The organism is Sphingorhabdus rigui (genome assembly GCF_014196595.1).
In the GTDB taxonomy this organism is placed as follows: Bacteria; Pseudomonadota; Alphaproteobacteria; order Sphingomonadales; family Sphingomonadaceae; genus Sphingorhabdus_B; species Sphingorhabdus_B rigui.
In genome coordinates, this window is record NZ_JACIEA010000001.1 from 689,659 (window position 1) to 715,374 (window position 25,716).

A 25,716-nucleotide genomic window follows, 5' to 3' on the forward strand; every position below is an offset into this window, starting at 1 on the left:
ATATGTCATTCGGTCATTTCGCAGCTGCGCCTTGAGGACTGGACGTCGGGGCAGGGGCAGGGACGCTTGCTGGTGCACGCGCTTGCACGTCGTTCGATGCAGGGATGAAGCCGCCAAGATCGAGCAGGCTGCTGCCCGTGGTCGTGTGTAGACCGACAAGAAGGATGATCTGCAAAGCCACGACGATAATGAGAACGAATTTGGCGAGCCGAAGCGTTCGGCCGAACGCGAGGCTGCGCATTTCGATCTCGCGCCGCATCAGATCGGTTGCCATCCGGATTTCGGACACCGACGATGCATGATTGTGCTGCAGCTCGACCAGCTCTTCTTTCAGCGCCTTCACCGATGCGATGAGTTCGGCATGATGATGGCGCGCGTCGGCTTGAATTTCGTCGATATGGTCGCGGACCATCGCCTCAGCGCCAGCGGGCTTAACCCCCGCAGCCTTCAGCAATTTGCCCAAGCCTTCCAGTTTTTTCATGTCTGTGGTCATCGCAGGAAAATCAGTGCGCCTGATTGGCCAATGACACTGCCCATTGGTGTCGAAAGGCGGCCTGTTGATCGTTCAGCAAAGCAAACTCGGGCATTCATACTGGTGCTCCTTAAGGGGCGCATTAAGATGCGCGGCGGCCGTCCTCCAGTTTAGAAGCGCTTGTTTTCAATTGTTAACAATGCGCGCGCTGTTGGGGCGAAAGCGCTATAGAAGATTTTTGCGCCATTTTCCATCGGGTTGATGCGCGATTGACGCAGGCCGCCGGGCATGTAATTCTTCGTCTTGGGAAGAGGAGATGCAGATGGCGACAAAAGCAGGCAGCGGAGCTCGAAAAAAGACCGGAACAAAGCGTGCTAAAAAGAAAGGCGCACCATTTTCCGGCGTTGCAGGCGCGTTTGACGCCGCCAATGATGCCACGATGGCTCTTGGCCCGTTAGCAGGGTTAGCGCGGGAGGATTTCATCGGCGCCATTGGCCTGATGCTCCGCCAGACCGCCGCCAACCCCGACAAGGCGTGGAAGGCAACCAGCAGCTTTTCCGAAGATGTCGTCAAAATCATGACCGGAAAGTCGGACCTCGCGCCGGATCCCAAGGACAAGCGCTTCATGGACCCGGCGTGGACGTTTAACCCGTTCTTTAAGGCGGGCGCGCAATATTATCTCGCGGTGCAAAAGGGCGTTAAAAGCTATATTGAGGATTTGGAACTCGACGCACTTGAACGCGACCGTGCCAATTTCATCTCGCAGATCATCATTGATGCGATGTCACCGACCAACACGCTGATCGGCAATCCGACCGCGCAAAAACGGTTGGTGGACTCCGGCGGGCTCAGCCTCGTGAAGGGCCTGAAAAACGCCTATAACGACATGGTTCACAACGACATGATGGTAAGCCAGGTGAACAAAAAGCCGTTCAAGCTGGGTGAGAATGTCGCAACCGCAAAGGGGGCAGTGGTCTATCGCGACGAACGTTTCGAACTCGTCCAATATGCGCCCACCACCGACAAGGTATTTGCCACGCCGCAGCTGACCATACCGCCACAGATCAACAAAATGTATATCAACGATCTGTCCCCCGAAAAATCGATCATCAAATGGCAGACCGACCACGGCATTCAGCCATTCATGATCTCATGGCGCAACCCGACCGACGACATGGGCGTGTGGGGCATGGCCGAATATATCGAAAGCTGCATCAAGGCGCTGGATGTCGTGTGCGAAATTACCGGCAGCGACAAGGTCAATATTTCAGGTGGCTGTTCCGGTGGACAGACTATGTCCGTCCTGCTGTCCAAGCTGGCGTCGATGGGGGACACCCGCGCCAACGCCATTACCATGATGGTGTGCGTGCTTGAACCCAAGCCCGGCGACACCGAGGCGTCGAGCCTTGTGTCGCACAATGGCATCGCGCTGGCACGGCAACGCGCGGCGAAGAAAGGCGTGATTGAGGGCAGCAGCCTTGCGCGCGGCTTTGCATGGTTGCGGCCAAATGACCTCATCTGGAACTATGTCATCAACAATTATCTGCTGGGCGATGATCCGCCAGCGTTCGACATATTGTTCTGGAATGCCGACGCGACCAACCTGTCATCGGCACTGATGGGTGATTTCTTGGAGCTGTTTGAGGCAAATGCCTACGCCGCGCCGGGCACGTTCGAGATTGCGGGCCATACGCTTGACCTGACCAAGGTGACGGGCGACCTGTTCGTTCTGGGCGGGACGACGGACCACATCACGCCATGGCGCGCATGTTATCGTTCAACGCAATTGTTCGGCAGCAAAAATGTCGAATTCATCCTGAGCCAGGCTGGCCATATGCAGGCGATCCTGAACCCGCCGGGTAACCCCAAGGCGAAATATTGGAAACATTCAAACGGCAAGACGCCCGCCGATGTCACCGAATGGATGAAAGGCAGCGAAGAAGTGGCCGGCAGCTGGTGGCCACATTGGATGGAATGGCTCCACGCGCGGTCCGGCACAGAAGTCGCTGCCCCCGCAACGCTCGGCAGCAAAAAGCATCCAGCAATGGAAGCGGCACCGGGACTGTATGTTTTGGAGTGAGGTGGCGTCGCCGCGGTCGCCACGTCGTCACGATGCCGAAACGGCTCTTTCTTCCTTGCACAGCCGAGTCCATGCGCTAAACTCGCCGCAACGCCAGCGATAAACGCGGCAGGGGAACCCATATGACCAAAAACCGCGCCCCTAAATTTAGCATGGAGACCGTTGACGGGCGCACTTTGCGGGTTGCGGTTTGGCGGGCGTCGAAGGCGACGAAGAAGCTGCCGATATTGTTCTTCAACGGCATTGGCGCGAATATTGAGGCTATGGCGCCGATGGCGGAGTTGCTCGATGACCGCGACTTCATCACCTTTGATATGCCCGGCATTGGCGGTTCGCCCGACCCGGTGGTGCCCTATAACGCGCTATTGATGTCGCGCATTGCGGCGTTGTTGCTTGACCGGTTTGAAATGCCTGTGGTCGATGTGATGGGCGTCAGCTGGGGTGGGGCGATGGCGCAGCAATTTGCGCTGCAGAATGGCGCGCGCACGAACAAGCTTATCCTTGTTGCGACCAGCGCTGGCATGTTGATGGTGCCGGGCAATCCCGCTGCGCTGGTCAAAATGGCTGACCCGCGGCGTTATATAGACCCCGATTTCATGGCGAAGCATTTCAAGACGCTGTACGGCGGTGTGGTGGGCAATAAGTCGGAACATATCGGCCGGATTACACCGCCGTCCAAGACGGGATATTTCTACCAGCTGATGGCGATGATGGGATGGACCAGCGCGCCATTCCTGCCATTTCTGAAAACGGAAACGCTCATCATGATGGGTGATGATGACCAGATCGTTCCGCTCGCCAATGGCAAATTTTTGAATTTCCTCATTCCGAATAGCGAACTTTTCGTGGTCGAAAATGGCGGGCATTTGTTCCTGCTCAGCCATGTGGAAGAAAGCATAGAGGCGATCCGCGGATTCCTTGACCGCGGCGCACACAAGGCGCGCAAAGCCGCCTGATCTTCTGTGTGAAGGTCGCCCTTTCTTTTTGGCGCTGACCCGTTAGCCTGCCGAATCAGGCAATGACGGGGAGTAGGGCATGCGGCATATCGCAATCATCGGTTCCGGTCCGGCGGGATATTACACAGCAGAAGCCGCGCAAAAGAAATTTGGCGACGATGTGCGGGTGGATATAATTGACCGCTTGCCCGTTCCCTTTGGCCTCATCCGTTTTGGTGTCGCCCCCGATCATCAGTCGATCAAGGCGGTGGCGGGGCGTTATGAAAAAGTCGCTTTGTCCGACAATGTCCGGTTTGTCGGCAATGTGACCGTCGGCAAAGACGTCAGCATCGACGAACTTCAGACATTATATGATGCGGTCATTCTCGCCACCGGCGCGCCAAATGATCGTCCGTTGGATATCGCTGGCGCAGATCTGCCCGGCGTTTTTGGCAGCGCCGCCTTTGTCGGCTGGTATAATGGCCACCCTGATTATGCGGACCTTCAACCGCCATTGGATGGCCGGCATGTCGTCATTATCGGCAACGGTAACGTGGCGCTGGATGTCGCGCGCATATTGTCCAAAACGCGCGCCGAATTTGACGGCTCCGACATTGTCAGCCACGCGCTCGATGTGCTGGAGCATTCCGCTGTTGAGGACATCACCATCTTGGGTCGGCGTGGCCCGCACCAGATTGCGATGACGCCAAAGGAATTGGGCGAGCTCGCGCATTTGCAGCGGGCAACCCCGCGCGTCGACAAGGACGATCTGCCAGACATCGGCGAGGATGCGCTGTTGGAACCGGGCATTCGCAAGTCCGTTACACATCTGCGCGAATTCGCCGCCATTCCAGAGGCGTTTCATGCGGATAAGCCGATCAGCATCAATTTCGACTTTTTTGCTGCGCCCATTGCGATTGAGGGCGATGGCAAAGTGCAGCACATCCGCGTGGAGCGCATGCGGCTGGATGACCAGTATCGCAGTGTTGGCACGGGTGAGATCTACACCATCGATTGTTCCATGGTCATCAGCTGCATTGGCTATCAAACACCGCCTATTGACGGCGTGCCTTATGAACATGGCCGCGGCCGCTTTGCCAATCTGGACGGCAGGATATTGCCGGGTCTCTATTGCGTCGGCTGGGCCCGGCGTGGTCCATCCGGCACCATCGGAACCAACCGGCCCGATGGATACAATATCATCGATAGCATGGCGGAGGATATGCCCATAAGCGCCGACAAAGATGGTCGTGCCGGTCTGGATGCGCTGCTGGCATTACGCAAGGTCGACATTGTCACATTCAGCGACTGGAAGAAAATTGAAGAGGCAGAGATTGCCCGCGCGCGCGATGGCGCCCCGCGTGAAAAGTTCGTCCGTATCGAAGACATGATTGCCGCCAGCCATTAATTTCGCGGCGCTGCCGCTTATGTCATCATATGTACATTGATGCTGCGCTACAGCCACATCCTGTTGGAAAGTTTATAAAGGACGCAGCATGTTCAAAACCATTGGCATCATTACCGGCGTGGACGCCGAAGCCGCTGCGTTGTTCCCCGGCCAAAGCGCCAATAGCGAGCCGTTGCACGGTTTTATGGTCCGTCAGGTCCAATCCGGTGGCCGCAATATCGCCATTACCTGCAGCGGCATTGGCAAGGTAAATGCGGCGATGGCGGCGATGATGCTGGTCGAACATTATCATGCAGATTTGCTGTTGGTGGTCGGCACCGCGGGTAAATTGAGCGACCATGACGGCCACTGTTTCCAGATCACGCAAGCGGTGCAGGGCGATTATGGCGCCTCGCGTGCCGACGGGTTTGTGCATTATCGGGCAGGGGCATGGCCGATTGGGGAGGCGCACGCCGAACCCTATCACGCCGCGATCATGCCAGAGACGGGGCTACCAAAAGTGCGTATCATCACAAATGACTGCTTCATGGAAAACGACGACCATGGCCGCCGCCTGCACCGCGTCCTTGGCGGCGACATCATCGACATGGAAACCGCAGCCGTTGCCCAAGCGGCCGCCCGCATGGACGTGCCATGGGCGGCGATTAAGGCAACGAGCGACAATGCCAATGGCGACAGCTCAGGCGATTTTCAGGCCAATTTGAAACGCGCCGCCCGCTTGGCCGCCGAGGCAACCGAACGGATGATATCGGCGCTGTAATTGGCTTAAATCAGCAAGCCAACGGCATGAATGACGATGCCTGCCATGCCGCCTACTAATGTTCCGTTAATGCGGATGAACTGGAGGTCACTGCCCACGGCATTTTCTACGCGGTCGGTGATGGTTGATGCGTCCCAGCGGGCCACAGTATCGGAAACGAGCGTCACGATATTGTCGCCGTAATTTTCGGTGGTGCCGACAATCGCCCGGCGCGCGAAGCGGTTGATTTGCAGTTTTAGGCGTGAATCTTCCTGAAGCCTGCCGCCAAGCTTTATCAGGGCGTCGCCAAAGCTGCCCGCGAGCGCGGCGTCGGGGTTGCGTGCGGCCTTTAACAAGCCATCGCGGCCTTGGTCCCACAGGCTGTTGATCCATTTGCCCATCGCCGGATTTTCGAGCAACTGCCCCTTCCAATGGGCGACTTTTGCCTGCAATTCCTTGTCATGGCGTAGGTCGTGCGCAAGGCTGGCGAGGCCCTCTTCGCCCTTTTCCCGCAAAGGATGGTCGGGGTCTTCCGCCATTTCGTGCAGCAGCTTATTGAGGCCATTGACGATGGCGTTGGCCAATTTGTCATCAAGGCCGGTCCAGCGCATGATCGTGTTGGCGCGTTCCTCCACCATTTGGCGAATGAGATGCTCATTGGCCTCCAGCGTGGCCGAGGCCCATTTGATGATACCGTCGAGCACAGGAATATGCCGGCGCTCGCGGATCATCGCAGTCAACAATTGGCCGAGCAGCGGGGCAATATCGAGCTTGTCGAGCTGTTTGCGGATTTCGCCTTTGGCTACACCGCCGAGCCGTTCATCATCCAACGCGGCGATGATATCCCCCAACAGGCGCGAGGCACCCATGCGCATGCGGCCTTCGCCGCCGGCTGGCGCACTCAAAAATTTGCCCATTGCACCCGCGACATCCATGCGCTGCACGCGGCGCGCGACAACCTTGGTCGTCAGAAAGTTGGTGCGCAGAAAGCTCGCAAGTGTCCGGCCAAGCCGTTCCTTATTATTCGGAATGATGGCGGTGTGCGGAATAGGGATGCCAAGCGGGTGGCGGAACAGGGCGGTGACGGCAAACCAGTCGGCCAGACCACCGACCATGCCAGCCTCTGCAAAGGCGCGCAGAAAGCCCCAATGGCCGTCATAGCGGGTTTCCATATATTTGCCGAAGACGAACAAAGCGGCCATCGCCAGCAGCAAGGCCGTGGCGATAATCCGCATTTGACGCAGTTCAGCGTCGCGTTCGGCGTAACGGATTTTCTCCGACTGTCCCAGTTTATCGGCAGATTTCACATCACTGCCTTAGCCAAGGCCTGCCAAGCTGCCAAGTAAAGCGTCACTCCGCAGGCTGAAGTCCGCCGAGGTCGTCCTTGCCCGCTGTTTTGCCAGTTGCCTTTGCAGGCGTGGCAGCGGGCGGAGCGACATCTTCGCCATGCTTGTCGGGATCATAGGTCAGCAACCGTGTGCGCAACCATGGACCAATGCGTTTTTCAAAGCCATCGGCAAGGCTGAAGCCCGCAGGAACGATCAGCAAGGTAAGCAAGGTCGAAACGATCAGGCCGCCGATCACGACGGTGCCCATTGGCGAGCGCCACTGGCCGTCGCCGCCAAGCGAGAGCGCGGTTGGCACCATGCCAGCGGTCATCGCGACCGTGGTCATAACGATTGGCTGGGCACGTTTATGGCCGGCCTCCATGATCGCTTGGAACTTGGGAACGCCGCGCGCCATTTCCTCAATCGCAAAGTCGATCAGCAGAATGGAGTTTTTCGCAACGATCCCAAAGAGCATCAATATGCCGATGAACACAGGCATGGAGATTGGCTGTCCAACAAGGCCAAGGGCGATCAAACCACCCAATGGAGCCAAGAGCAGCGAGCCCATATTGACCAAAGGCGACATGAAGCGATGGTACAAAAGCACCAGCACCGCGAACACCAGCAATGTTCCGGAAATCAGCGCCACGAGGAAGTCGCGCTGCATTTCCTGTTCCCATTCCTGGCTGCCAAAGGGCGCACGCGACACGCCGGTGGGCAGGTTTTTCATGATGGGAAGGTTGTTTATCTTTGCGTCCGCATCCGATGACACAATGCCAGGGGCGAAATCCGCGCCGATGAAGATACGGAAATTCTGGTTCCGGCGTTGGACCGAGGTGGGGCCAGCACCGAAACTGATGTCGGCCACGCGCGACAGTGGCACCGAGCCGCCGCCTGCCAATGGCACCGGCAAGTTGCGGATGACATCCAAGTCCTGACGCGATTCCTTGGCAAGCATCACGCGGATCGGGATTTGACGGTCAGACAGCGAAAATTTTGCGCTATTCTGGTCAATGTCACCCAACGTCGCAACGCGGATTGTCTGGCTGAGTGCTACCGTCGATACGCCAAGTTGCGATGCAAGGTCATTACGCGGCGTAATGATCAATTCTGGACGCTGCAAATCAGCGGAAATACGCGGCGCGCGCAATTCGGGCAGCGTCTTCATCTGTTCCACAAGCGTTGCCGCTGTCCGGTCAAGCATTTTGGGGTCTGATCCGGACAACATGACCGAAACGTCGCGACCTGAACCGCCGCCACCGCCGCCCGGGCCGTTCGCCTGAAACGTAACGCGTGCGTCGGCGATTTTTGTGAGCGATGGTGTCAGATCTTCTTCAAACTGTTGGCTGGACCGTACACGGTCTTCATGCAAGGTGATGAAAATGCTGGCGCTGCCTTCGCGCACGCTTTGAAGGGCGGTTTTTACCTCAGGCTGCTTTTCGATAATCGCAGCAGCCTCATTGGCAATTTCGCGGGTCCGCTCAAGCGTCGTGCCCGGAACCATTTCAATACGCACGCGGCTGAAATCGGTATTGCCATCGGGGAAGAACTGCTTTGGCAGGACGATTAACAACGCGATGGTCAGGCCCAAAGCGGCTGCGCCAATACCCATCATCCAGCGGCGATGGCCAAGCGACCAGCGCAGGATTTTCATGTACCGGTCGATCCAGCTCGCCTCGCCATGTTCGGCCATGCCGGCGGATTTGAGGAAATAGGCTGCGATCATCGGCGTAATCATGCGCGCGACGGCAAGGCTCATGAGAACCGAAGCCACAACGGTCAGTCCGAAGTTTTTGAAGAATTGCCCCGCGACGCCGGGCATTAAACCAACGGGCAGGAACACCGCGACAATCGAGAATGTGGTGGCAACCACCGCAAGGCCGATTTCGTCGGCCGCATCAATTGATGCCTGATAGGCGGATTTGCCCATCCGCATATGCCGGACGATGTTTTCGATTTCCACGATAGCATCATCGACCAGAACCCCGGCGACGAGGCCGAGCGCGAGCAGTGACATGGTGTTGAGCGTAAAGCCCAATAGGTCAAGGAACCAGAAAGTCGGAATAGCGGACAGTGGAATGGCAATCGCGGAAATGATCGTCGCACGCCAATCGCGCAGGAACAGGAACACAACGACGATGGCGAGCAAGGCGCCTTCAATCATCGCGGCCATTGAGCTTTTATATTGCCCCTTGGTATAATCGACGCTGTTGAACAGCGTGATGAAATTTACACCGGGATTTTCTTTTTCGATCTCGGCGATTTTGACCATCGCGTTGTCAAAAACGGTGACATCAGAAGCGCCCTTGGCACGTGACATGCCAAAGGTGACGACCTGTTTGCCGCCGGCAAATGCCATGGACCTCTGTTCGCTGAAGCCGTCAGTGACCTCGGCAACATCGGAGAGCTTAATCGAACGGCCACCGCCAAGGCTGATTTGCGTTTGGCTTAAGGCGAACGCATCGGTTGCGTTGCCAAGGACGCGCACCGACTGGCGCGATCCCGCGATTTGCGATTGTCCGCCCGACGCGTTGACGTTTTGTTGACGTAGGACGCTGTTGATCTGGCTTGCGGTCACGCCAAGAGACTGCATTTTGGCGGGGTCAAGAACGATACGAATTTCACGGTTTACGCCGCCATTGCGGTTAACTGACGCCATGCCTTCGACAGACAGCAATCGCCGTGCGACGGTATCATCGACAAACCAGCTGAGTTGCTCAAGCGTCATATCACTGGCTTCGACCGCGAAGTAGGCGATCGGGTCACTGGACGTTGCGACCTTGAAAATCTGCGGTTCCAAAATGCCGTCGGGCAAATCGCTGCGGATTTGGTCGACCGCGTTTTTGACTTCGCTGACCGCAGCATTGATGTCGTCGCCAATTTCGAACTCGGCGCTGACCGTCGTGTTGCCTTCGTTTGAGGTGGCATCGATGTTGCGCACACCCTGAACACTACGGATCGCGGATTCGACCTTTTGGGTGATCTGCGTCGTGATTTCGGTAGGCGCTGCGCCCGGTTGGGAAATCGACACAACGACAACGGGGAATTCGATGTCAGGATCGTTCTGCACGTCCATATTCATGAACGACATGACGCCCGCAATGGTGAGCGCGACGAACAAAACGATCGGAACCACGGGGTTCCGGATGGACCATGCGGAAATGTTATTTAAATTCATGATTTATATCCCGACAGGCCCAAAACTTACTGCTTTTTCAAGAGTTTGGGATTGATCGTTTCACCTGGATTGAGGAAGCCACCAGCGTACAAAACGACGCGTTCGGTGCCATCAAGACCCTGTTCGATAATCAAACCATTTGCAGTGACGGAACCGACCTTCACGGGACGTTGCTTCACCTTGTTATCCTTGCCAACAATATAGACAAAGCTGCCTTCACGGCCTGTTTGCACCGCGGATTCTGGCAGAACCGGTGCCGTCATCGCGCCTGCCTTAATCTCGACCGACGCAAATCCGCCCGGACGCAATGCTGTGTCAAACGGCAGTGCGATACGCGCCATGCCCTGACGGCTTTGGGCGTCAATCATCGGCGCAATCTGCCAGATGCTGCCGTTGAATGCGCGATCTGTCCCCACGGGCGTGACGGTTGCCGGAATGCCGACTGCAATTTGACCGAGATCGTCTTCGCTTAACTTCGCCTGCAGTTCAAGCTCGCCATCTTTGGCGATGCGGAACAGGATTCCGCTGCCTGCGGATACCGTTTGACCGGGTTCAACCTTGCGTTCCAGCACGTAACCGGAAACCGGCGCACGGACATCAAGCCGCGCGTTGCGCGCACGGGTTTCGGCAAGCTGCGCATTGGCGACGTTGACGCGCGCACGTGCCGCGTCGCGTGTTGCGGTCTTGCGATCGACATCCGCCTTTGAAATGAAGCCGCGCTCAACAAGCTGCATCGCACGTTCGAGTTCATTTTGCGCGAGTTGAAGGTCTGCGCGCGCGACACCAATTTGTGCCTCAAGCGCGGCGGCTTGTTGTGTCTGGACCGAGCTGTCAACGCTTACGAGAACCTGACCTTGGCGCACCCACGCACCCGCATCGACATATACCTGAAGAACGCGTCCACCTTCGCCAACGACACCAACGGGAATTTCGCGGCGTGCGGCAAGCGTGCCTGTGGCGTTTATGGCGCGCACAACAGAATCGCGACCAGGGGCGACAACGGTGACGGTTTGCGCCTGGCCAGCCTTATCAGCGTCAGTCGGAGCCGCGGTGCTGCTGCCAAAGAAATAATAAGCGCCGCCCGCAACGGCCAAAATTGCGGCAACAATCAGCGCGATGTTCCGCCGACGCCGATTGCGTTCTGCGTTATCCACCACCAAATCGCTATCCAGCGAACTGCTCAAAGTTGTTTCGTAATTCATACCGATGTTCCAAATTCTGTCGCGGGAGCGCGTTAAGCAACCCAATGTTTTTATAGCGGAGCTGTATTACCTTAATAAGTCACTATCTGCAAGCCGCAGAATACCAACAGCTAAACCGCCTTATTGGTCCATATACGATAGTGGAAAAGCTTGTCCGCAACAATAGGAACTGTCGTCGATATGTTTCGACGAACAACAGTTGCGGACGGCCAAAACACTGACCGCGTCAAAAAGAAGCCATGATCCGTGCGCAAGAAAAACCCCGCACAAGGCGGGGTTGGTCTTTTCGCTGACAATTGAAAACGCGCGATCAGTATTTCTGCTGACGCTCGTACAAGTCGCGATAATGCTGAATACGTGTCACGCGCAGGCCGGGCATGCCCGACCGGTCGACAGCCCGCTGCCAAGACGCAAATTCTTCGAGCGTCAGATCGTAGCGTTCGCACACGTCATTAATGGACAACAGCCCGCCATGTACAGCCGCAACGACTTCAGCTTTGCGGCGGACGACCCAGCGCGTTGTGCCAGGGGGTGGCAAGCTGTCCAGCGTGAGCGGCTCGCCCAATGGACCAATGACCTGCGCTGGACGGAAGTTTTGGTTTTCAATCATAATTCTTTTTCTGCTCCATGCCCGCAAGGGTTAACTCGGTTCCTGGTTCATCAATAGTTAGGAGCTGGTCTTTGATATTAACTAAAGCGGCGTGGTAAATATTTGGTTCATCCATTTTTTCTGGACCGGTTTCTTGCAAGAAAGCGCCGCCTACCGCGAACCCCGCATTCGGATTAGCCGCGAAACATTGAATTCGGGCAGCGAGCTCATCGGGTTCCGGCGCGCCACTTTGTTCGGCCTGGTGAAGGAACCGGACCGTACGGCTGTTCGCTTGACGCAAGCGGGCAGCATCAAGGGCGGATTGTCTGTCCTTCCGGCTGATATCCGAATCTTGGCGTAACGCGTGATGGGGAAAGTTCATTTCCATGACGCTGTTATAGCACCAGATGTTCTAACAATGGGTAAAGGCGATCTTCAAAGGATGTTAGGCAAGTTTAACAGCCATTACCTCCCGCCGACCTCTCCGTTCGCGGTCACGCGCGGATTCTTACGGAAAACTGGCTTTTGGAACTTCAAGCCATTAGGGAGGCACTCGCATGACTGACGATATTTATCATTCTGATTTCCAACTCGGGCCTGATCTTGCCGGCAAACGAATCGTTGTTGCCATGTCGGGTGGCGTTGATTCCTCTGTGGTTGCGGCCTTGGCTGCGCGCTCGGGCGCCGAAACCATTGGTGTCACGCTGCAACTATATGACCATGGCAGCGCGGTAAAACGCGCTGGTGCCTGCTGCGCGGGGCAGGATATTCGCGACGCGCGCGCCGTTGCCGATAAATTGGGTATCGCGCATTATGTGTTCGATCATGAAAGCCAGTTTCGCGAATCAGTAATCGACCATTTTGCCGATGAATATATGGCGGGTCGCACACCCATTCCGTGCGTTCGGTGCAACATGGGCGTTAAGTTTACCGATCTGTTCCGGCTGGCGCGCGAGCTTGGCGCAGATTGCCTTGCCACCGGCCATTATGTCCGCCGTGTTGAAGGACCAGCAGGCGCGGAATTGCACCGCGCTGCTGATCCTGCACGCGACCAGAGCTATTTCCTGTTTGCAACGACGCAGCATCAGCTGGATTATTTGCGCTTTCCTTTGGGTGGCATGCCCAAGCCACATGTGCGCGCGATTGCCCAGGAAATGGGGCTAGTCGTGGCCATGAAGCCCGACAGTCAGGACATCTGCTTTGTACCCGATGGCGATTATGCCAGCGTTGTACGCAAAATCCGGCCGGATGCAGAGGTCGGCGGCGATATCGTCCATTTGGACGGCCGCACGCTTGGCCAGCACAAGGGCCTGATCCATTACACCGTCGGGCAGCGTAAAGGGTTAGAGGTTGGCGGTCAGCCAGTGCCTTTATATGTCATCCGGCTTGATCCCGCCACGCAGCGCGTGATCGTTGGACCGCGCGAAGCGCTGGCGGTGGAGGCTGCGCGCGTTATCGATGCCAATTGGTTGGCCGACATCGGGGACCGGCCCGTGATGGCCAAAGTACGGTCAATGTCCCGCCCGGTTCCCGCCCGCATGGATGGCGAATGGCTGCGCTTCGACGCGCCCGAATATGGCGTCGCTCCGGGGCAAGCCGCGGTATTATATGACGGTGACCGCGTGCTTGGCGGTGGCTGGATTGAGGAAACGATGGCGGTGGAAATGGCGACGGCTGCGTGACATAAAGCCGGCTTCTGAGGGGGAGAGAATTTACATGCATTTGGGAGAAGCGCAGCGCGACATGCGCCGGGCATATGTCAACGGCGGGGTCGGTATCTTTGCATCGGGCCTTGTCTGGACATTGTCCGGACTGGTCACCATGAACATCAGCCTGATCGCTGGCATGGGGACGTTGTTCTTTGGGGGCATGGCCATTCATCCCATATCGGTTCTGCTGGCGCGTTATGTCTACAGACGCGGCAAAACCCGATCACCCAACCCAATGGAGATGCTGGCGTTGCAGTCGACGGCGTTTCTGATCATCGGCCTTGTCATTGCATATCTGGTCAGCAGCACGTTCAGTCAGTGGTTCTTTTCGATCGCCTTGTTGACGGTTGCGGCGCGCTATCTGGTGTTCCAGACTGTGTATGGAATGCGCCTTTATCTGGTGCTCGGCGTCCTATTGATGCTTATTGCCAGCTTGGCATTCTGGGTACCGGGAGTGACGCCCGCGTTCATCGCGTTGACCGCGGGCATAATCGAACTGCTGTGTTCTGCGCTTATCCTCGTGCCCGCAAAACGGTAGGTTACAGCGCGTCTATTTCTGCCTGATTAAGCTGAATGCAGCCATTAGCGCCACGGCGTTCGGCAACAGCTTCGGCCAAAAAAGGAACAGACGCGTAAATCCGCTTGTTTTCGGGATCATCGCTTAGGCGCACGATTTCCAAGCCCTTTTCCTTGTCAGTCTCACAAGAGGCCATGTCGCGACCTTCGATATAACGGCACGAACAGGTGATGTGCGCGCCATAAGCGGCGCCCACGCGCGCTTGGCCTTTGATGCTGTTCCAGTTCCAGGCGAGCCATAAGGCCGCGATCACGGCCAATGCTGCGATGATTATTTTCAGGGTCTTGAACCGAGGTTGCTGCGCTTTTTGCCCAGCTGTTGAAGTTGCGGTTGCCATAGACCCTCCATTTGGTGCATCGAACTGTAATATGCCTAGAAACAATTTCCGCCGCGCCGCAACCGCTTTTTCTGCATTCACTGCACTTACCCTCGCCGGATGCGGCGCAGAGCCGCCTGCAAAGCCCGTTGGCCCTGGTTTTACCCAGATCGCCGACGACGCAGCGGTGAGCCAAGAGAAGCTTGCCGATGCCATCGCGCCGTTTTTCGAAGATCCTGCTGTCGGCGAAACCCGCGCGCTGGTCGTCATGCAAGGTGGCCGCATTGTTGCGGAACGTTATGCGCCGGGATACGGTCCTGACACGCGGTTGATTAGCTGGTCCATGGCCAAAAGCGTTACTGCTGTATTGGTTGGCCTGATGGTAGCAGACGGTCGCCTTGCGTTGGATGAGCCCGCAATTGTCTCCGAATGGCAAGCACCGCGCGATAATCGCGCCAAAATAACGCTGCGGCATTTGCTGCATATGTCGTCAGGCCTCGACCACACCGAAATGGCTGAAGGTGACATCGAGATTTTTGATGCCGACACCCCGCGGATGTTGTTTCTGGATGGCCGGGAAAATGTTGCGCGTTACGCCGAGACACGCCCGCTTGAGGCCAATCCGGGCGAAAAATTCGAATATAGCACGGCAACGAGCCATATTCTTGCGGACATCATGACCCGGTCGCTGACCGACAGTAAGGATCCGGTGGTGCGCCGCGACGCCATGCTCGAATATGCCCGTGGGCGGTTGTTCGAGCCCTTGGGGCTCACGAGCTTTGTCCCGGAATTCGACCGGAATGGCACCATGCTGGGCGGAAGCATGATCCACGGCACGGCGCGCGACTGGGCTAAGTTCGGTGAATTTCTGCGCAATAACGGGTCGGTTCAGGCCGCGCAGTTGATGCCGACAAGCTGGATGCGCTTTATGAAAACGCCCAGCCCGAATAACCGCAGTTATGGCGCGCATATCTGGCTGAACCGCACGGGAAATGACGCGCGCAATCAGGTGCTGTTCCCCGGAAAAGCGCCGTCGGATGTGTTCGCCGCGCTGGGGCATCTGGGCCAATTTGTCGTGGTGTCACCGCAGCATCGGTTGACGATCGTGCGGCTTGGGATGACGCCCGATGATCAACTTGATCCGGTCAACGACCAATTGGCCAAGCTCATTTCGGTTTTCCCGAAATAATAAAGTCTGATGACTAGGCTTTGGCCACCGGTGCGTCGTCGCCAAGGTCTTCGAACCAAGCTTCGACAGGTCCGCTGAGTTTGATCAGCAATGGGTTGCCCTTGCGATCGCGTGCTTTGCCGGCCTGAACCTTAATCCAGCCTTCGGAAATGCAATATTCCTCAACAGTTGTGCGGATTTCGCCCTTGAAACGAATACCCACGCCGCGCGACAACAAATCGCCGTCGAAATGCGGGCTCATCGGGTTAATCGACAAGTGATCGGGTGGGGTATCTGCCCCTGCAGCTTTGGTCTCTTCAGTCATGCGCGCGGCTTTGCCGCAAAGCATAGCACTTGGCAATATGGCGCGGGCAGTGCAGGGGGTTCAAAATGGCAATTTCGAACAACTATGATGTAATAATTTTGGGCGCTGGCGGCGCTGGACTGATGTGTGCGCTGACCGCAGGGCAACGCGGACGGCGCGTGCTGGTCATTGACCATGCAACGGGACCGGGCAAGAAAATCCTGATTTCGGGCGGTGGCCGGTGCAATTTCACCAACGTCAACGCGACAACGGTCCATGCACAAGAACGCTATCTGTCCGCCAACTCGCATTTTTCCAAGTCGGCGTTGGGACGGTACACGCCGCAGGACTTTATCGAACTGGTGCGCAGCTATGGCATCGCCTTTCATGAAAAAACGCTTGGCCAGCTGTTCTGTGACGGATCCGCGCGCCAGATTGTCGAAATGCTCATGGAAGAATGCGACCGGTCACAAACGCTTGGCGGCCGTGTGGACTTTGCGTTCAATTCCCCCGTTGGTGAGATATCGCACGACGGCAGCGTCTATCATGTCATGTATAACGGCCTGCGCGCATCTGCCGCGTCTCTGGTCATTGCCACGGGCGGCCCAAGCATTCCGAAAATGGGTGCTACCGCATTTGCGTATGATCTGGGCCGGCAATTTGGGCTGAAGATTATCGAGCCAAGGCCGGCTTTGGTGCCGCTGACGCTGGGCGGGGATGATGTCCTGTTCCGCGAACTGTCGGGCGTATCGGCCGAAGTCGTTGCGCAGCATGGTAAAACGGCATTCCGCGAAGCAGCCCTGTTCACGCACCGCGGACTGAGTGGCCCTGCGGTGCTTCAAATCAGCAGCTATTGGCGGCCAGGCGATCGTGTGGGGATTGATTTCCTGCCAGATCATGATGCGCCGGCATGGTTGTTGTCCGAAAAGCGGGCCCGGCCAAAGGCCACCATCAAATCGACGCTTGATCGCGTCCTGTCAGCCCGGCTGGCGGAGGCTTTGGCGGATAAGCTTGCGCTGCACGGGAACCTTGCCGACCAAAGCGACGTCAAGCTGGCAGAGGCGGGCGCATTGCTCGACTGTTGGCCATTCGTGCCCAATGGCAGTGAGGGCTATGCCAAGGCGGAGGTGACGCTTGGCGGGATCAGCACCGACGGCCTGTCGCAACAAACAATGGAAGCCAAGAAAATGCCGGGGCTGTTTTGCATTGGTGAGGCTGTGGATGTCACGGGCTGGCTGGGCGGCTATAACTTCCAATGGGCATGGGCGAGCGGCGTCGCTGCGGGTGAAGCAGTTTAGTTTGTCCGTCTCTCGAGGCAATCCGTTTCTAGGCGAACCGGACATTCCGAATAAGAAAAGGGCGCCAAAGTGGCGCCCTTTTTTGTTTATGCAGCCTGTTTGGCGCGTGATGCTTTTTTCCGCTCGTTCGGATCAAGCAAGCGCTTGCGCAAGCGGATGTTCTTTGGCGTGACCTCAACCATTTCATCGTCATCGATATAGGCAATGGCTTGCTCAAGCGTGAGACGCTTTGGCGGGGTGAGGCGGATGGCGTCGTCCTTGCCGGTCGAACGGAAGTTCGTCAGCTGCTTCGACTTCATTGGGTTCACTTCCAAATCGTCTGGCTTGGCGTTTTCGCCGATGATCATGCCTTCGTACAAAGCTTCACCTGGCGATACCATCAAGATGCCGCGCTCTTCCAATGGGCCAAGCGCGTAAGCAACGGCTTCACCCGCACCATTTGAAATCAACACGCCATTCTTGCGGCCTTCGATTGCACCACGATGTGGGCCATATTTTTCGAACAAGCGGTTCATGATGCCGGTGCCGCGCGTGTCGGACAGGAATTCGCCATGGTAACCTATCAGGCCGCGTGATGGTGCGCTGAAGGTGATGCGGGTCTTGCCGCCACCTGAAGGACGCATGTCGGTAAGGTCGCCCTTACGCACGGCCATTTTTTCAACGACGGTACCGGAATATTCATCATCAACGTCGATGACGACCGTTTCATATGGCTCGGTCTTCTGGCCTTTTTCGTCTTCGCGGAACAGCACGCGTGGGCGACTGATACCAAGTTCAAAGCCTTCGCGGCGCATCGTTTCGATAAGAACGCCCAGCTGAAGTTCGCCGCGGCCAGCCACTTCAAAGCTGTCCTTGTCTTCGGCTTCGGTAATACGGACAGCGACGTTGCTTTCGGCTTCGCGCATCAGACGGTCGCGGATCATGCGGCTCGTGACCTTCGTGCCTTCACGGCCAGCCATCGGGCTGTCGTTCACGGAAAAGCGCATCGACAATGTTGGCGGATCGATAGGCTGTGCCTGCAATGGCTCGGTCACAGTTGGTTCTGCAATCGTGTCAGCCACAGTCGCGGTGGTCATACCGGCGATCGAGATAATGTCGCCAGCCTTCGCTTCGTCAACAGGAACGCGCTCAAGGCCACGGAATGACATGATCTTGGATGCACGGCCGGTTTCGACAATCTTGCCGTCGGGGTTCAATGCGTGGATCTGTTGGTTCACCTTGACGGTACCCGACAGCACGAGGCCAGTCAGGATACGGCCAAGGAAGTTGTCGCGGTCAAGCAAGGTGACAAGCATCTTGAACTCGCCATCAACGTCGGCCTTTGGCTCTGGAACATGGCTGACGATGGTTTCGAACATCGGGGTCAGCGTGCCTTCGCGTAAGCTTGGATCCGCCGACGCATAGCCATTACGGCCCGACGCATACAGCACAGGGAAATCGAGCTGCTCATCGGTGGCATCAAGCGAAACGAAAAGGTCGAACACTTCGTCCAATACTTCCTGAATACGCTCGTCAGGACGGTCGACCTTATTGACGACGACGATTGGCTTCAAACCAAGTGCCAAAGCCTTACCGGTAACGAACTTCGTCTGTGGCATGGCGCCTTCGGACGAATCGACCAGCAGGATAACGCCGTCGACCATCGAGAGGATGCGCTCAACTTCGCCGCCGAAGTCGGCGTGGCCTGGGGTGTCGACGATATTGATGCGGGTATCGTTCCATTCGACCGATGTGCACTTGGCAAGAATGGTGATGCCGCGTTCTTTTTCGAGGTCGTTGGAATCCATGGCGCGCTCTTCAATGCGCTGGTTGTCGCGGAAGGTACCAGACTGACGAAACAGTTGGTCAACAAGGGTGGTTTTGCCGTGATCGACGTGCGCGATGATGGCGATATTACGCAATGACATTTAGAAATGGGCCTTTTGGAAGGTCTTCATGGTAGCCACATGCCACCAGATTCTCGCGGGCCCTTAACGCAATATGTGTTGCGGCGCAACATCGCTGGTGTTGCAATAGGCGATTGTTCAGGTCAAAGCGTCGCCATGATTGCCCGTATCTTTGCTGACCGCTTCGTTCTTTTGCTGCTTGGCACGATATTGCTGGCAAGCTTTCTCCCCGTGCGTGGGGAGGCTGCAAATGTTGCAGCCATGATCTCGTCCGCCGCGATTTTCGTGCTCTTTTTCCTGAACGGTGTCCGGTTGCCGCGGCAAGAGGTCGTCAACGGCGTGCGCAATTGGCGGCTGCAGGGCGCGATTTTCCTGTTTGTATTTGGGGTGATGTCCGCCGCCGGACTAATGCTGTCGCATATTTTCGACAATGTCCTTCCGGCCACGCTGGCGCTCGGTATATTGTTCACCGGCATTTTGCCATCAACGGTGCAGTCGGCCGCTGCCTATTGCGCATTGGCCAAAGGCAATGTTGCCGCATCGGTGGTGGCAGCCGCGTTGATTAACCTTGTCGGCGTGGTCCTCTCGCCTGTGCTGTTCGCTTTGCTGGCGCATGTGGGCGAAGGCAGCGTGTCGGGGGAAGCCGTGGGACGGATTGCGTTGATCTTGCTGCTGCCCTTTGCACTTGGCCAGATGATGCAGCATTGGTTCAAGCCATGGGTCGATGGGCACAAATCGCTCGCGACATGGATGGACCGCATATCGATTGCAATTGCGGTCTATGTCGCATTTTCCGGCGCCGTGGTTGCGGGTATCTGGAGTATTGTGCGGGGCGATGAACTGGCTTGGCTGGCGGTGGCGCTGTCGATCATGCTTGTCATCGGCTTTGGCGGTGCGTGGGTGCTGGGCGGGGTCATGAAATTGCCACGCGGTGACCGGATTACCATGCTGTTTTCAGGCGGGCAGAAAAGCATCGCCATTGGCGCGCCGCTGGCTGCGACGATATTTCCGCCTGCCATTGCTGGCATGGTGCTGTTACCGACGCTGGCGTACCATATGGCGCAGTTGATATTGTCGGCGCCTATGGCGACGCATTTGGCTGCAGATAAAAAACCTTAGTTCTACGGTGAATATTTAAAGGCTCCTGAGCGCCTCCGAAGGCCGTGCCGCCAATATCGGCAGTGAACCGACAATCCCGAGTATGAATGTCAGCCCAGCGCCACCGACCAATGTCAGCATTAATATGCCATAATCGGGCGCGAAGCTGAAATCGAAGATGTGCACCACGACATAATATGCCGCCCCCATGCCAAGCGCGAGCGAGAGCAAGCCGAGCACCACGGCCAAGATGCCATATTCCATCGCCTGCGCGCCCAATATCTGGCTGCGTGTGCCGCCCAGCATCTTGGTGATCACTGCGTCATAGATGCGCGATTGGCGCGCAGCGGCGATGGCACCGACCAGAACGGCGATGCCCGCCAATATCGCGATGGACGCAGCCGCCGCGATGGCTTGTGCCATTTGGCTCAGCAAATTGGTGATCTGCGCAGTGACCTCGCCAACCTCAATCAGGGAGGATGAAGGGAAGGCGGGCGGTAAGGATTTGGCCAAGACGCGCTCGGCGTCCTTTGACACCGTCAACGTTGCAACCATATTGTGCGGCGCGGCGTCGAGGCTGCCGGGTGAGAAGACCATCACATAATTGAGGCCAAAATTCTCCCAATTGACGGTGCGCAGTGACGCAATTTTGGCGGGGACTTCGACCCCAAGCAGGCTGATGGTCAGGCTATCGCCAATGCCAACATCGAGCACTTTAGCGATTTCGGCGTCTAGGCTGACCAAGGCTGGCCCTTTATAATCGGCGGGCCACCATTTGCCCTCTACGAGCTCGCTACCTTTTGGAATATCGGCGCTGTAGGTCAGGCCGCGGTCGCCGTTGAGCACCCATGCGCCTTCAGGCAGTTCTTCCAATTGATCGACGCGCTGGCCGCCATATTCGATAATCGTGCCACGCAGCGCGGGGATGAGGTTGATCGTGGCGGTAGGGTCTGCGTCCTTGACCATGCTCGTGAACTTCGCAGCCCCGTCGCGTGGGATATCGAGCACGAAAAAGCTTGGTGCGCGTTCGGGGACGCTGTTCTTGATCTCGTTATTTATGCTGGTCTGAATGGCCGCCAGTGTGACGAATAAGGTCAGACCAAGGCCCAAGGCGACGACGAACGCCTGTGTCTGTGCGCCTGGCCTATGCAAGTTGGCGAGCGCCAACCGGGGCAGTGGGGCCTTTGGACGGGGCAGGCGAATGGCAATGAAGCGCAGCAGGAATGCGATGCCGGTGAGCAAAAGCAATAACCCGAACGCCGCGCCAATGAACGCAAGCGAGAACATCGGCTCGCGTGCTGTGACAACCGCCAGCGCCACGATTGCGGAAATCGCGCCAACGACCCAGATGGTGCTTTTGCGGTCGATGCGGCTGTTACCTTCGACGATCGCGCGGAACAGACCTGCGGCAGGTACCGAGCGGGCACGCGCAAGCGGGGGCAGGGCAAAGGCGAGCGCAATCAGCAAGCCGTAGATCGCGCTGACCGCCAAGGGGAGCGGATGCACGTTGAAACCCGGCGCAACGGGCAGGATGTCGCCTGCGACCCAGCCAATCGCCATCGGCATGACGCTGCCGACGCCAAGGCCAACCAATATCGCGACGGACGCGACCGCAAGGATTTGCAGCATATAGATGCGGAAAATCGTCTGGCTGTCCGCGCCCGTGACCTTCAATGTCGCGATGCTTGCGCGTTTGCTGGCAAGATAGCTGCCCACGCCATTGCCGACGCCAATACCGGCGATCACCAATGCGGCGAGGCCAACAAGCGTTAGGAATTGCCCCATGCGCTCAATGAAGCGCCGTGTTCCCGGCGCGCCGTTTGACCGGTCGGTAATATCCCATCCTGCGGAGGGAAATTGTGCCTTGAGCGCTTTGGCGACGGCTGCGGCGTCCTCTTGCGGGGCAAGTTTGATGCGGTATTTGCTTTCATACATGCTGCCCGGCTGGATGAGGCCAGTGTCCGGCAGTGACGCCATGTTGATGATGGCGACTGGCCCAAGCGTGAAGCCTTCGCCCAAACGGTCGGGCTCTTCCGCGATGATGCCTGCCACCTTGAACGTCGCTTCGCCAAAACGGACGGTGCCGCCCGTTGCGATATCAAGCCGTTCGGACAAGGTTGGTCCGATGTAGATTTCACCCTTTGCGGGCGCTTTGGCCGGGCCGCCTTCGCGCAATTTCAGCACGCCATAATGCGGATAGACATTGTCGATGGCCTTGAGTTCCGCGAGCAGGCTGTCGTTACCAATTGCCATTGCGCGCAAACGGATGGTTTCGGAAACCGCACCCGCCTTGCGCATCGCCGCCATTTCCGCGGCGCTCGCCTCGCGCTGTGCAATGCCAATCTCAATATCCCCGCCCAGGATGGTCTGGCCGCGGCGGGAAAGCTCGTCTGAAATCCCGGCCGTCAGGCTGCCAATCGCCGCCAATGTCGCGACACCCAGAAACAGGCAAATCGCGAGCAGCCGAAGCCCGCGAATGCGTGCGGATAGATCGCGGCGCGATATGCGCCAAATGGCAGCGAGGGGTAGGGTCATAAAATGCGCGCTTTCAACAAACACCGTAGCCCTGAGCAGCAGCCGGATCCGGCTGCGTCCGTCGAAGGGCGTCCAGAACTTTGCTCCAAGGCCGAGGGGCGCCCTTCGACGGACGCGGATGCTCCGCACCCGCTGCTCAGGACTACGGTTGTTTTTGACATCGACGTGCGCATCACGTGGTCACACGCTCCACCACATGGCCGTCGTGCATCACAATGACGCGGTCGCATTTGCGTGCGAGTTCCGGGTCATGCGTGATAATCAGCAGCGTTGCCCCCAATGCTGCACGGCGGGCGAATAACAGGTCGACAATCGACGTGCCGGTCGATCCGTCGAGATTGCCCGTCGGCTCGTCGGCAAATATGATTTTGGGGCCCGCTGCCATGGCGCGGGCGATGGCAACGCGTTGCTGCTCGCCGCCAGACAATTGCGATGGATAATGGGTCAACCGATGCCCAAGGCCTACCGCTTCCAACTCGGCCTGTGCGCGGCCGAACGGATCATCCATCCCCGCCAGTTCCATCGGGATTGCGACATTTTCGAGCGCGGTCATCGTTGGCAACAAATGAAACGCCTGCAGCACAATGCCGATACGCCCGCGCCGTGCGCGTGCCAGCGCGTCTTCATCCAGTTTCGTAAAGTCGAGGCCGTCGACCAGAACCGTGCCGCCAGTGGCTTGCTCAAGCCCCGCCAAAACCGCCATGAGTGACGACTTGCCCGACCCCGATGGGCCAAGCAATGCAACGCTGCTGTCATAAGGCACCTCAAGGTCGACGCCGCGTAAAATCGAGACCGCGGCATCGTTGGAACCAAGGCTGAGGGTGACATTTGCCGCACGGATTGCCATATCCGTTTTCATGTTAACCGGAGCGTGCAAGGAAGCATCCTTATGAGTAGAGGTTTTTGGCTATATGGTGCGCTTATTGTCGCAATCCAAGGGCTGGTTGCATGCGGGTCTAACCCTGTAGCGGAAAATACGGCGCAAGCGCAGGAGACGGCAAAGGTCCAAAAATATGACCGGCTGGTCGTGGCCTTTGGGGACAGCCTGTATGCGGGCTACAGGCTTGCACCCAATGAAGGGCTCGCGCCGCAATTGCAGGCGGCGTTGCAGGCCGATGGTATCAATGCGCGGGTCCACAATGCTGGCGTATCAGGCGACACAACAGCGGCGGGAAAAACGCGGCTGGCATTTGTGCTGGATAATCTGGAGCGCAAGCCGGATCTGGTTGTGCTTGGGCTTGGCGGCAATGATATGTTGCGCGGTATTAAGCCTGCAGAAACCAAAGCAAATATGGTCGCGATGCTGGACGAGCTGAAGCGGCGCGAAATTCCCGTTATGCTAACAGGTATGATAGCCGCGCCGAACCTGGGTCAGGATTATGGCAATGCTTTCAATGCGATATTCCCGCAACTCGCGAAGAAATATGACGCGCCATTATATCCGTTTTTCCTCGAAGGCGTGGTGACCGATGGCGCGCTGATGCTGCCCGATAACATCCATCCCAATGCCAAAGGGGTATCGCGGGTCGTCGAAGGATTATCGCCGCTGGTCGAAGCCGCTTTGAAGGAACAAGGCGACGCTGTATTAGAAAAATAATACAGCTGGGGACGCTAAGTGCTTGAAATGGTCAGGCACGCGCTCCATCTGTTGTGCTATAGAATTACTGAGGGATTTAGCGATGTCGACTGAAACCGTTACCCAAACCGTACCAGAGCTGAAGCTGACTCCGCCCGACCCCGTGCCAACCGTCGCGCCACAACAGGCGATGGGCTTGGTTCCGGTGACCGATGAACAGCAAAGCAAGCTTGCGCAGCGCGTTGAAGCCTATGTCGCTGACTTGGTGGCGCAGGATGTGAATAGCCCGGAATTCGGCAAGCGCGTGGACCAATTGACCAACATGGGCCGCAAGGAAATTATGGAAGCATCGGCGCAGTCGAACCGCTTCCTCGATAAGCCCATTCGCCGCATGGATGAAAGTTCAGGCGTCGGCGCGGATCTCGCCGAATTGCGCCGCGTTGTTGAAGATCTGGACCCGTCCAAAAAGGGCAATTTGATGACCAAGCAAAAGCTGTTTGGCATCATTCCCTTTGGCAACAAGCTGCGCAATTATTTTGACAGCTATCAAAGTTCGCAAACGCATATCAGCTCGGTTCTTGCCCGTCTTGGCAATGGCAAGGATGAGCTGTTGATGGACAATGCCGCGATCGACGTCGAGCGGCAGAATCTGTGGGTTGCCATGGGCAAGTTGGAACAGATGATTGTCATGTCCAAGCAGTTGGACACGAAACTGGAAGAAAAAGCCGCTGAGCTTGAACTGTCCGACCCCGCCAAGGCGCGTGCGATAAAGGAAAGCGCGTTGTTCTATGTGCGCCAACGTACGCAGGATTTGCTGACGCAAATGGCGGTGACGGTGCAGGGTTATCTCGCGCTCGATCTGGTCAAAAAGAACAATGTCGAACTGGTCAAAGGTGTCGACCGCGCATCGACCACCACGGTTGGAGCATTGCGCACGGCGGTTACCGTGGCGCAGGCGATGACGAACCAAAAACTCGTTTTGGACCAGATTACCGCGCTCAACACGACGACCGCGAATATTATCGACAGCACCGGTCAGTTGCTGCGCGACAATACGGGCCGTATCCATGAACAAGCCGCCGGCGCCACCATCCCGTTGGAAACGTTGAGTCGTGCATTCCAGAATATTTACGATACGATGGACGCAATCGACACCTTCAAGATGAAGGCGCTCGACAGCATGAAGCAAACGTCCGAGGCGCTCGAAAAAGAAGTCGAAAAGTCCAAGGGCTATATCGCGCGGGCCGAAGGGCAGGCGCAGGCGACCAAGTCTGTGCAGGACAGCGGTTTGCTGTCACTTGAGGCATAATGACGATAT

22 protein-coding genes are annotated in these 25,716 nt (G+C 57.2%); 11 read left to right on the plus strand and 11 right to left on the minus strand.

Annotated elements, in window-relative coordinates:
- Positions 1 to 13: 13 nt before the first annotated feature.
- Positions 14 to 481 (minus strand): hypothetical protein, encoded by a 468-nt coding sequence (locus tag GGR91_RS03160; protein WP_183939973.1) that lies wholly within the window; start codon positions 479 to 481, stop codon positions 14 to 16.
- A gap of 313 nt (positions 482 to 794) precedes the next feature.
- On the opposite strand from GGR91_RS03160, the gene GGR91_RS03165 reads away from it, so the two are divergent.
- The 4 genes from GGR91_RS03165 (at position 795) to GGR91_RS03180 (ending at position 5,655) form a co-directional block, all read left to right on the plus strand.
- Entirely contained in the window at positions 795 to 2,552 is a 1,758-nt protein-coding gene (locus GGR91_RS03165) for an alpha/beta fold hydrolase (protein ID WP_183939975.1), read from the plus strand.
- Positions 2,553 to 2,674: 122 nt separating this feature from the next.
- Complete coding sequence (locus tag GGR91_RS03170; protein ID WP_246337031.1) at positions 2,675 to 3,508, plus strand: alpha/beta fold hydrolase; 834 nt, start codon at positions 2,675 to 2,677, stop codon at positions 3,506 to 3,508.
- A gap of 79 nt (positions 3,509 to 3,587) precedes the next feature.
- A complete protein-coding gene (locus tag GGR91_RS03175) occupies positions 3,588 to 4,895 on the plus strand; it encodes an FAD-dependent oxidoreductase (RefSeq protein ID WP_183939977.1) in 1,308 nt (435 codons plus the stop codon).
- An 88-nt stretch (positions 4,896 to 4,983) separates the two neighbouring features.
- Positions 4,984 to 5,655 (plus strand): 5'-methylthioadenosine/S-adenosylhomocysteine nucleosidase family protein, encoded by a 672-nt coding sequence (locus GGR91_RS03180; RefSeq protein ID WP_183939979.1) that lies wholly within the window; start codon positions 4,984 to 4,986, stop codon positions 5,653 to 5,655.
- 5 nt (positions 5,656 to 5,660) lie between these two features.
- Here GGR91_RS03180 and GGR91_RS03185 read toward each other — a convergent pair whose 3' ends face one another.
- The 5 genes from GGR91_RS03185 to GGR91_RS03205 form a co-directional block, all read right to left on the minus strand.
- On the minus strand, positions 5,661 to 6,869 hold the full coding sequence (locus tag GGR91_RS03185; protein WP_183941531.1) for a DUF445 domain-containing protein: 1,209 nt from the start codon (positions 6,867 to 6,869) through the stop codon (positions 5,661 to 5,663).
- Between the two features lie 115 nt (positions 6,870 to 6,984).
- Complete coding sequence (locus tag GGR91_RS03190) at positions 6,985 to 10,140, minus strand: efflux RND transporter permease subunit (protein WP_183939981.1); 3,156 nt, start codon at positions 10,138 to 10,140, stop codon at positions 6,985 to 6,987.
- A 26-nt stretch (positions 10,141 to 10,166) separates the two neighbouring features.
- Complete coding sequence (locus tag GGR91_RS03195; RefSeq protein WP_183939983.1) at positions 10,167 to 11,342, minus strand: efflux RND transporter periplasmic adaptor subunit; 1,176 nt, start codon at positions 11,340 to 11,342, stop codon at positions 10,167 to 10,169.
- Between the two features lie 310 nt (positions 11,343 to 11,652).
- Positions 11,653 to 11,952: a CtrA inhibitor SciP gene (gene sciP, locus GGR91_RS03200; protein ID WP_183939985.1), complete on the minus strand. Its 300-nt coding sequence runs from the start codon at positions 11,950 to 11,952 to the stop codon at positions 11,653 to 11,655.
- Positions 11,945 to 12,313 carry a hypothetical protein gene (locus GGR91_RS03205; RefSeq protein ID WP_221204209.1) on the minus strand — a complete coding sequence of 123 codons (369 nt, stop codon included), beginning with the start codon at positions 12,311 to 12,313 and terminating at the stop codon, positions 11,945 to 11,947. The genes sciP and GGR91_RS03205 overlap by 8 nt, the downstream gene beginning before the upstream one ends.
- 175 nt (positions 12,314 to 12,488) lie before the next feature.
- On the opposite strand from GGR91_RS03205, the gene mnmA reads away from it, so the two are divergent.
- On the plus strand, positions 12,489 to 13,613 hold the full coding sequence (gene mnmA, locus GGR91_RS03210) for a tRNA 2-thiouridine(34) synthase MnmA (RefSeq protein WP_183939989.1): 1,125 nt from the start codon (positions 12,489 to 12,491) through the stop codon (positions 13,611 to 13,613).
- A 34-nt stretch (positions 13,614 to 13,647) separates the two neighbouring features.
- Entirely contained in the window at positions 13,648 to 14,178 is a 531-nt protein-coding gene (locus tag GGR91_RS03215) for a DUF7010 family protein (protein WP_183939991.1), read from the plus strand.
- 1 nt (position 14,179) lies between these two features.
- Here GGR91_RS03215 and GGR91_RS03220 read toward each other — a convergent pair whose 3' ends face one another.
- Positions 14,180 to 14,554 (minus strand): hypothetical protein, encoded by a 375-nt coding sequence (locus GGR91_RS03220; RefSeq protein WP_246337032.1) that lies wholly within the window; start codon positions 14,552 to 14,554, stop codon positions 14,180 to 14,182.
- Positions 14,555 to 14,585: 31 nt separating this feature from the next.
- On the opposite strand from GGR91_RS03220, the gene GGR91_RS03225 reads away from it, so the two are divergent.
- A complete protein-coding gene (locus GGR91_RS03225; RefSeq protein ID WP_183939993.1) occupies positions 14,586 to 15,722 on the plus strand; it encodes a serine hydrolase domain-containing protein in 1,137 nt (378 codons plus the stop codon).
- Between the two features lie 13 nt (positions 15,723 to 15,735).
- On the opposite strand, the gene GGR91_RS03230 is transcribed toward GGR91_RS03225, so the two are convergent.
- Complete coding sequence (locus GGR91_RS03230) at positions 15,736 to 16,026, minus strand: DUF3297 family protein (protein WP_183939995.1); 291 nt, start codon at positions 16,024 to 16,026, stop codon at positions 15,736 to 15,738.
- A 65-nt stretch (positions 16,027 to 16,091) separates the two neighbouring features.
- Here GGR91_RS03230 and GGR91_RS03235 point away from each other — a divergent pair, with 65 nt between their 5' ends.
- Complete coding sequence (locus GGR91_RS03235; protein ID WP_183939997.1) at positions 16,092 to 17,303, plus strand: BaiN/RdsA family NAD(P)/FAD-dependent oxidoreductase; 1,212 nt, start codon at positions 16,092 to 16,094, stop codon at positions 17,301 to 17,303.
- A gap of 86 nt (positions 17,304 to 17,389) precedes the next feature.
- On the opposite strand, the gene typA is transcribed toward GGR91_RS03235, so the two are convergent.
- Entirely contained in the window at positions 17,390 to 19,210 is a 1,821-nt protein-coding gene (typA, locus tag GGR91_RS03240; RefSeq protein ID WP_183940000.1) for a translational GTPase TypA, read from the minus strand.
- 39 nt (positions 19,211 to 19,249) lie between these two features.
- Between typA and GGR91_RS03245 the strand changes: the two genes are divergently transcribed.
- Positions 19,250 to 20,308 carry a bile acid:sodium symporter family protein gene (locus GGR91_RS03245; protein ID WP_246337033.1) on the plus strand — a complete coding sequence of 353 codons (1,059 nt, stop codon included), beginning with the start codon at positions 19,250 to 19,252 and terminating at the stop codon, positions 20,306 to 20,308.
- A gap of 15 nt (positions 20,309 to 20,323) precedes the next feature.
- Here GGR91_RS03245 and GGR91_RS03250 read toward each other — a convergent pair whose 3' ends face one another.
- Positions 20,324 to 22,822: an ABC transporter permease gene (locus tag GGR91_RS03250; protein ID WP_183940002.1), complete on the minus strand. Its 2,499-nt coding sequence runs from the start codon at positions 22,820 to 22,822 to the stop codon at positions 20,324 to 20,326.
- A 172-nt stretch (positions 22,823 to 22,994) separates the two neighbouring features.
- The gene (locus GGR91_RS03255) at positions 22,995 to 23,681 is read right to left on the minus strand and encodes an ABC transporter ATP-binding protein (RefSeq protein WP_183941533.1); all 687 of its coding nucleotides are present in this window, start codon (positions 23,679 to 23,681) and stop codon (positions 22,995 to 22,997) included.
- A gap of 30 nt (positions 23,682 to 23,711) precedes the next feature.
- Here GGR91_RS03255 and GGR91_RS03260 point away from each other — a divergent pair, with 30 nt between their 5' ends.
- Both GGR91_RS03260 and GGR91_RS03265 read left to right on the plus strand, forming a co-directional pair.
- Positions 23,712 to 24,419: an arylesterase gene (locus GGR91_RS03260; RefSeq protein ID WP_183940004.1), complete on the plus strand. Its 708-nt coding sequence runs from the start codon at positions 23,712 to 23,714 to the stop codon at positions 24,417 to 24,419.
- An 82-nt stretch (positions 24,420 to 24,501) separates the two neighbouring features.
- Entirely contained in the window at positions 24,502 to 25,707 is a 1,206-nt protein-coding gene (locus GGR91_RS03265; protein ID WP_183940006.1) for a toxic anion resistance protein, read from the plus strand.
- Positions 25,708 to 25,716: the final 9 nt, after the last annotated feature.

Excerpts from the sequence above, each read along its gene's own strand:
- GGR91_RS03160 (WP_183939973.1), bottom strand. The coding sequence starts at position 481 with ATGAAAAAACTGGAAGGCTTGGGCAAATTGCTGAAGGCTGCGGGGGTT.
- GGR91_RS03165 (WP_183939975.1), top strand. The coding sequence starts at position 795 with ATGGCGACAAAAGCAGGCAGCGGAGCTCGAAAAAAGACCGGAACAAAG.
- GGR91_RS03170 (WP_246337031.1), top strand. The coding sequence starts at position 2,675 with ATGACCAAAAACCGCGCCCCTAAATTTAGCATGGAGACCGTTGACGGG.
- GGR91_RS03175 (WP_183939977.1), top strand. The coding sequence starts at position 3,588 with ATGCGGCATATCGCAATCATCGGTTCCGGTCCGGCGGGATATTACACA.
- GGR91_RS03180 (WP_183939979.1), top strand. The coding sequence starts at position 4,984 with ATGTTCAAAACCATTGGCATCATTACCGGCGTGGACGCCGAAGCCGCT.
- GGR91_RS03185 (WP_183941531.1), bottom strand. The coding sequence starts at position 6,869 with ATGCGGATTATCGCCACGGCCTTGCTGCTGGCGATGGCCGCTTTGTTC.
- GGR91_RS03190 (WP_183939981.1), bottom strand. The coding sequence starts at position 10,140 with ATGAATTTAAATAACATTTCCGCATGGTCCATCCGGAACCCCGTGGTT.
- GGR91_RS03195 (WP_183939983.1), bottom strand. The coding sequence starts at position 11,342 with ATGAATTACGAAACAACTTTGAGCAGTTCGCTGGATAGCGATTTGGTG.
- sciP (WP_183939985.1), bottom strand. The coding sequence starts at position 11,952 with ATGATTGAAAACCAAAACTTCCGTCCAGCGCAGGTCATTGGTCCATTG.
- GGR91_RS03205 (WP_221204209.1), bottom strand. The coding sequence starts at position 12,313 with ATGAACTTTCCCCATCACGCGTTACGCCAAGATTCGGATATCAGCCGG.
- mnmA (WP_183939989.1), top strand. The coding sequence starts at position 12,489 with ATGACTGACGATATTTATCATTCTGATTTCCAACTCGGGCCTGATCTT.
- GGR91_RS03215 (WP_183939991.1), top strand. The coding sequence starts at position 13,648 with ATGCATTTGGGAGAAGCGCAGCGCGACATGCGCCGGGCATATGTCAAC.
- GGR91_RS03220 (WP_246337032.1), bottom strand. The coding sequence starts at position 14,554 with ATGGCAACCGCAACTTCAACAGCTGGGCAAAAAGCGCAGCAACCTCGG.
- GGR91_RS03225 (WP_183939993.1), top strand. The coding sequence starts at position 14,586 with ATGCCTAGAAACAATTTCCGCCGCGCCGCAACCGCTTTTTCTGCATTC.
- GGR91_RS03230 (WP_183939995.1), bottom strand. The coding sequence starts at position 16,026 with ATGACTGAAGAGACCAAAGCTGCAGGGGCAGATACCCCACCCGATCAC.
- GGR91_RS03235 (WP_183939997.1), top strand. The coding sequence starts at position 16,092 with ATGGCAATTTCGAACAACTATGATGTAATAATTTTGGGCGCTGGCGGC.
- typA (WP_183940000.1), bottom strand. The coding sequence starts at position 19,210 with ATGTCATTGCGTAATATCGCCATCATCGCGCACGTCGATCACGGCAAA.
- GGR91_RS03245 (WP_246337033.1), top strand. The coding sequence starts at position 19,250 with ATGCCACCAGATTCTCGCGGGCCCTTAACGCAATATGTGTTGCGGCGC.
- GGR91_RS03250 (WP_183940002.1), bottom strand. The coding sequence starts at position 22,822 with ATGACCCTACCCCTCGCTGCCATTTGGCGCATATCGCGCCGCGATCTA.
- GGR91_RS03255 (WP_183941533.1), bottom strand. The coding sequence starts at position 23,681 with ATGAAAACGGATATGGCAATCCGTGCGGCAAATGTCACCCTCAGCCTT.
- GGR91_RS03260 (WP_183940004.1), top strand. The coding sequence starts at position 23,712 with ATGAGTAGAGGTTTTTGGCTATATGGTGCGCTTATTGTCGCAATCCAA.
- GGR91_RS03265 (WP_183940006.1), top strand. The coding sequence starts at position 24,502 with ATGTCGACTGAAACCGTTACCCAAACCGTACCAGAGCTGAAGCTGACT.